General features: G+C 57.0%; 8 protein-coding genes. 5 read left to right on the plus strand and 3 right to left on the minus strand.

The window, feature by feature from the left end; translation table 11 throughout:
* Positions 1-606: 606 nt before the first annotated feature.
* On the minus strand, positions 607-951 hold the full coding sequence (locus ACFWPK_RS34395; protein ID WP_378923031.1) for a hypothetical protein: 345 nt from the start codon (positions 949-951) through the stop codon (positions 607-609).
* A 109-nt stretch (positions 952-1,060) separates the two neighbouring features.
* Here ACFWPK_RS34395 and ACFWPK_RS34400 point away from each other — a divergent pair, with 109 nt between their 5' ends.
* From ACFWPK_RS34400 to ACFWPK_RS34415, 4 genes are all read left to right on the plus strand, one after another.
* On the plus strand, positions 1,061-1,303 hold the full coding sequence (locus tag ACFWPK_RS34400; protein WP_378923033.1) for a deaminase domain-containing protein: 243 nt from the start codon (positions 1,061-1,063) through the stop codon (positions 1,301-1,303).
* Entirely contained in the window at positions 1,287-1,781 is a 495-nt protein-coding gene (locus ACFWPK_RS34405; protein WP_378923034.1) for an SMI1/KNR4 family protein, read from the plus strand. Before ACFWPK_RS34400 ends, ACFWPK_RS34405 begins: the two co-directional genes overlap by 17 nt.
* Before the next feature lie 115 nt (positions 1,782-1,896).
* Positions 1,897-2,157, plus strand: coding sequence for a hypothetical protein (locus ACFWPK_RS34410; RefSeq protein WP_378923035.1), 261 nt, complete (start codon positions 1,897-1,899; stop codon positions 2,155-2,157).
* Positions 2,158-2,237: 80 nt separating this feature from the next.
* Complete coding sequence (locus ACFWPK_RS34415) at positions 2,238-2,516, plus strand: DNA-binding protein (protein ID WP_378923040.1); 279 nt, start codon at positions 2,238-2,240, stop codon at positions 2,514-2,516.
* 44 nt (positions 2,517-2,560) lie between these two features.
* On the opposite strand, the gene ACFWPK_RS34420 is transcribed toward ACFWPK_RS34415, so the two are convergent.
* Both ACFWPK_RS34420 and ACFWPK_RS34425 read right to left on the minus strand, forming a co-directional pair.
* The gene (locus ACFWPK_RS34420; RefSeq protein ID WP_378923036.1) at positions 2,561-3,487 is read right to left on the minus strand and encodes an inositol monophosphatase family protein; all 927 of its coding nucleotides are present in this window, start codon (positions 3,485-3,487) and stop codon (positions 2,561-2,563) included.
* 24 nt (positions 3,488-3,511) lie between these two features.
* Complete coding sequence (locus tag ACFWPK_RS34425; protein WP_378923038.1) at positions 3,512-4,744, minus strand: hypothetical protein; 1,233 nt, start codon at positions 4,742-4,744, stop codon at positions 3,512-3,514.
* Positions 4,745-4,994: 250 nt separating this feature from the next.
* On the opposite strand from ACFWPK_RS34425, the gene ACFWPK_RS34430 reads away from it, so the two are divergent.
* A complete protein-coding gene (locus ACFWPK_RS34430; protein ID WP_378923039.1) occupies positions 4,995-5,210 on the plus strand; it encodes a hypothetical protein in 216 nt (71 codons plus the stop codon).
* The last annotated feature ends 67 nt before the right edge of the window (positions 5,211-5,277 follow it).

Genomic DNA, 5,277 nt, shown 5'->3' on the forward strand with positions numbered 1-5,277 from the left:
CGATCACCGACAGTCGCCGCCACGGCGAACATGATGCCCCACCCGAGGACCTATCGGACGAGAACCGGAAACTCGATTGGGAGACATGACCTAGCCGCGACCACCCGTTGCCGGAAGTCCGCGACTTCTGGCATTTCTTCGTAGGAGGCGAGGCGTGCCCGCACATCGCGCAGGTAGGCGGGCGTTCGGCGAAGGCATCGCGGGCGTAGGTTGCCCCAACCAGACCGGAAATTCCCGCAGTCACTCCATCTTCAGGCTCACTAGCAACATTACTACCTCCAAAATTTTCGAATTTGATTACTTTCCCGATACAGTCGATACTCGATAAATTCCGCCGTCAAGAACTCGTCGAATTCCTTCACGTGAGCTTTTGAGTCCAAATCATTCATGCCAATTGGTTTCACATATACCAGTCAATCGTCGCTGAAACAGGTTGATACCTTCCAGCATGAACACCCAGTATGAGCACAGCACGAAGGCGAGTTGGGCGTATGTTCCAAAGCGCAAGTGACACCCGTTCTCTTCGCCGAGCGAAGGCGAGAAGATCGTCATATTCGGCCCGCTCGAGAAACCAGGTCGTCCCATGCTCCTCGACAGCGCATACCATCAGACTGGCGACACCCACCGTATACTGGGCGGTAGAAGGACGTATCCAAATCCGTTCCGAGCACCCAATTCATGAAAATTCGCTTCATCGAGTGTACCGGTGAAGCGCGGCTGCAGATTTCCTACCAACTGCGCGGCAGCAGGAAGGCGATCGATCAAATCGCCGACGGTAGCTGAGATCATCGCCACACGGAACACAATTTCGTAACGCTCAAGGGACCGACTTCTAATCGTAAACCAAAATGCACGTCGCGGATCGCCAACGCCCGATTCGGGACCAACCAACATCAGTGCAATTATGGGATCGTTCGTCATTTCCAGCTCGCCGCCCGGAGAATTGTCCATGCGAGCTCTGAAATACCCAATCTTCGAGAATTCTGATTCAATATCGGCTATCAGTCGCGTCAAGAACTTTCGAGTCAGGGAGCCATAGTAACGCGGTTCTACTTGCACGGTGCCAAAGCCGGAGAACCCGGCTCTACAACCACGTTCGAAAGATGATCGAACGGTCCGCCCTACTGATTCCGAGTTCAGAATTCTTGGCAGCTTAGCGCAACAGCTTGGCCCGGACGCAACGGGGACAAGCAACCTATATACTGAGCGTGAACCTTGCGATGCTTGTGGCAATGTGGTGCCACAATTCATGAAGAAATACTCTGGAGTGAAAGTGAAGGTGACCTATGGCGCGCGACGATAGTAACCACGACATAGAGACCTTCAGTCGTGAGTTGATAGAGTCCGGATTTGCAACGAGCGACTCGATCATAGGGTGTGACTCAGCGGAGATCGCACAGGTCTACTCCGTCACACCCGAAGGCTTCCCTATTCCTGATGAGTATCAGGCGTTTCTTGAATATATGGGCAAGAAGGCTGGCACGCTCTTCAGAGGAACTGACCTATTCTTTCCGCGGATGCTCGATGCCATAGAGGCGGCCGAAGACGTCTTCGGCAAGGAATTAGCGTTGGAGGGCAAGTTTTTCTTCGGTCATCACCAAGGTTATAAAGTGTATTTCTTTAAGCGCGGATCTGGTGCAGTCTATGCCTACCAGGAGGGTTCTTCCGAGGACCAAAAGCTTGCAGATGGGTTCATCGAATTCCTTCGGCAGTCCTGGCGTATCCAGCAGAAGACTCGCAAATCTACGGAAGCGATGCGTAGGGAGAGAAACCAAATGTAGGGTGTCATGAGGAAAATCGCAAAGTCCTATTAACGAGGTCCGCACCGCTCGGTCACCCAAACCGCAGAATACGCGCCGACAACAAACCACGGACGAACGAGCACACTGGGAGCGGTTGCTCACCGCGCTCACCCCCGAGGCTCGCAAGCACCGCAAGGCGACGGTCAAGGACAATGTCAGTCCCGGGATTCGGGTGCTGCTCGACTCGATGGACCACCTGCCGGCCGTGGTGTTCAACAACCGCCTCGACATCCTCGCCGTGAACGAACTCGGCCGTGCCCTCTACACGACGGTGCTCGACACCGAAAGTCCGGTGAACACAGCACGTTTCATGTTCCTGCACGAAGACACGGCCAGGGAGCTGTTCCCCGAATAGGAACGCATCGCGAACGACACAGTCTCGATACTGCGCATCGAGGCAGGCCGAGACCCCGACGACCGGCACTGATCACCCTTATCGGTCAGCTCGCTACCGGCAGCCGGCCATTCCGTACTCGTTGGGCCGCCCACGATGTCAAGACACACAAAACAGGTAAGAAGACCTTCCAGAATCCCCTGATCGGAGAGGTCACCCTGCCGTTCGAGAACCTCACTGTCGCTGCTGCGTCGGAACAGGTCCTGACCGTGTTCACCCCGCAGCCGGGCTCACCGGAGCACGATGCGATCCGACTACTCGCCAGCTGGAACGCTCACTCCCCGAATGCTGAGAAAGCCGAGTTCTCCCCGGACACCTGACCAACGAACGGAATCGCCTGGTAGGCCGTCATAGGACGCCGATATCACGGCTGAATGGCTTCGCGTATCTCATCTGCGAGGGCTCGATTGCCGGCTGCGATGAACCTCCTGCGCGTACCCATCGTCGTGTTGATTTCGGGCGTGCTGTTGAGTCCGCAATCCAGCGGGATCGGATTACCATCAAGATCAATTGTCACGCCCCCAGCTGCGTGCAAAATGTAGTGTCCGGGCGACAGATCCCAAACGGCAAATCCCTTGGCGAACTCCACGGTGGCATCAGTGAATCCGGCAGCGACATGACACAGACTGATGGAGCCGAAATCAACCCCAATGCGCCCTCTTCTTTTACCATCCTCCGATGACGCGCTCAGTGCATCGAAAAATCGTTGCTGCTTCGCCAGGGGGCGAAAGCGCTCATCTGGACGCATCAAGTAGTTCGTGACCAGCGCTTGGGAAAGTCGGGCGTTCGAAGGGCGGTCCAGCGTGTGGCGGTCGCCGCTTGCAGTGACCATAAAGGCGCGATCGGCACCATCTAGTTCTCGCATGGCCACGTACAGCTGAACATGATGAAAAATGTCGCCTACTACCGCAATGATGGGCCGCTTCAGGGATCGTGAGTAGACCATGATGTGGGTGTAGCCATGCAGGGATCGAACGGCCAATTCGCTTGTATCCAGCGGATCGACGAGGACACACAAGTCGGGTTCCGGGTCACTTCCAACGACTTGTGGATCGGCCTCTTCTGATGCGTATATGAATGACGGCAGGTACTCAGACAGGAGTTCCCTGTAGCGACCGTGCATCCACAAGTCGTACTCCGTCAAGAAATTGTCCTCATGGCGGACGTTCTCGGTCTCCGAACGAAGCCCTGTTAGCGCGGCTTCCAGCAGCCGGGGCCGTATCTCGGCCATCATGGTTGCCACCATGTCGGTAATGTGCTGCGCCAGCTCAGTCGTATTCTGATCACTCATGTGAAGGTCACCTTTTTCTCGTATCTAGCGCAACTCCAATGGAGGTTCAATGCCGGGCGGACCCATCGTTGCGGCAATGAAAATTGCTTCAAATCCTGCCGCTCGCATAATCTTGGCGCCGGTGAGGTCATCAAAGCTCTCGACGTCCAATTGACGGTCTTTGGTCATTGCACCAAAGACGGCGAAGTACAGCTCAGCCTTGGGGTAGCGGTCGCGCAGTTGCCGGGCGAGGTAGCCGATTACGTCAGCGTGCTTGACCTCGAAATCGCAGATGACAATCGTCGGAGCGTCTTTGGCCTCCGGGTAGAAGGATGCACTATCCAATTCTATGCCGTCGCGCACCTTGTTAAACCGCAAGTACCCGATTCGGCATCGGGAAAATCGGGAGGAAGCAAGGAATGTCGCCATAACCAAACCGGCCTCATTGACTCCGAAACAGATATCCATATCTAGGCGTTTGCCCAGGTTCTTGATCTGTTGCGACAACCGTTCCACCCCATACCCGAAGGTTTCCCAAGTCAGATCGATCAATCTGCCTGGCTGAGGATTAGGCAGGGTGAACACATCTATCTCAGGGTTCCCGTATTCGACGGTTGGAACCGTCAATACGAACTCCGGCCCGACTTGACCCCTTTGAAGGTCTGGGGCGGGGAACTGATTCCGTATCGCGCCATGCTCGAGCGTCGAGGTTGATCCACCGCTTGAAACCTTTTCCTCTGTAAAGCTTTTCAGCGCTAGCTGATCTTCGATAGGCAGCCGCTCGTAAGCCTCGGCGATCAGCTCTGTTGGGCTGATGCTTTCCTCCGCGACCCCCAGCGGTCCCCGCCCGTAGGCCGCGCACAAGATGAGCAAACCTGACATCGGAGGTGGGGAACCCTGCCCCCTGCTGCGCGCCCACGACTCCCAAGCGTTGACCGACGTGCCACCGAGGCTGGTCTGGTTTCCGGTCACGTTGTTATAGCGCGCTGCCGCCTGATCTTGGGACAGGCCCGCCGCATAGCGGTACGCCTGCAAACTCGGCACGTCCGGGTACCGGGCCATCAGCTCAGCCGCCGCGCCTTGTACCGACCCCAACTCGGTCCACAGTTTCTTACCCTGCGCGGCCAGCTCACGGCCGCGCGCCTGCGGGCTCATCTGGTTGCTCGTGCCTGCGTTCGCGCCCGGTGACCTCGATGACGTTCCCATGACCGACAGCCCTCCACCCCACGAGCAGTAGTTGCCAGGAAGGTTACCCATCGCAATGGGCAACTTCTGCACTTCACGCCATCTTCGCAGGTCAAGCTACCCAAAAACCGGTTGGAGCTCGTACTGCCCAGCAGGTGTGAGGACCACTGGCCGACTGGGAGGGTGATCAGCAGCAACCATCGCCCCCACAGGAGCTAGCAGCTATGACGGTCTTCGCGCACTCATCAGCGCCCGACGAGAGGCGGCGTGTTGCCGACCGCCCGACCGCCTATGAATCGACACCACTCGCAACGTTGCCACTGTGCCCAACAAGGAGGGATCGATGAGCACGGAGAACCTGACAGATGTTGAGCAGCGGGTGCTCGATGTCCTTGCCCCAGGTGGTCTGCTCACCGCCGACACGATCGCCCGCAATTTGAATATGTCGCCGTGGCGTGTAGCGCGCGCCCTGAACTCGTTGCGCCGCAACGGTGATGCCTTTCGGAACCGGCATGCCCAGTGGCGGGTAACGGTGGTCAAGTCCAAATGCGTGGTGTAACGGGATGATCCCCGCGTGACCGCAGTTGGTCAGGCGGTCAAAGCTTCAACCGAGTCTCCTTCCTGCC

Origin of the sequence: Nocardia sp. NPDC058519 (assembly GCF_042719755.1) — a bacterium.
GTDB lineage: Bacteria > Actinomycetota > Actinomycetes > Mycobacteriales > Mycobacteriaceae > Nocardia.

What these genes read in the sequence shown, in the direction of transcription:
- ACFWPK_RS34395 (WP_378923031.1), bottom strand. Translation starts at nt 951, where the DNA reads ATGGACAATTCTCCGGGCGGCGAGCTGGAAATGACGAACGATCCCATA.
- ACFWPK_RS34405 (WP_378923034.1), top strand. Translation starts at nt 1,287, where the DNA reads ATGGCGCGCGACGATAGTAACCACGACATAGAGACCTTCAGTCGTGAG.
- ACFWPK_RS34420 (WP_378923036.1), bottom strand. Translation starts at nt 3,487, where the DNA reads ATGAGTGATCAGAATACGACTGAGCTGGCGCAGCACATTACCGACATG.
- ACFWPK_RS34430 (WP_378923039.1), top strand. Translation starts at nt 4,995, where the DNA reads ATGAGCACGGAGAACCTGACAGATGTTGAGCAGCGGGTGCTCGATGTC.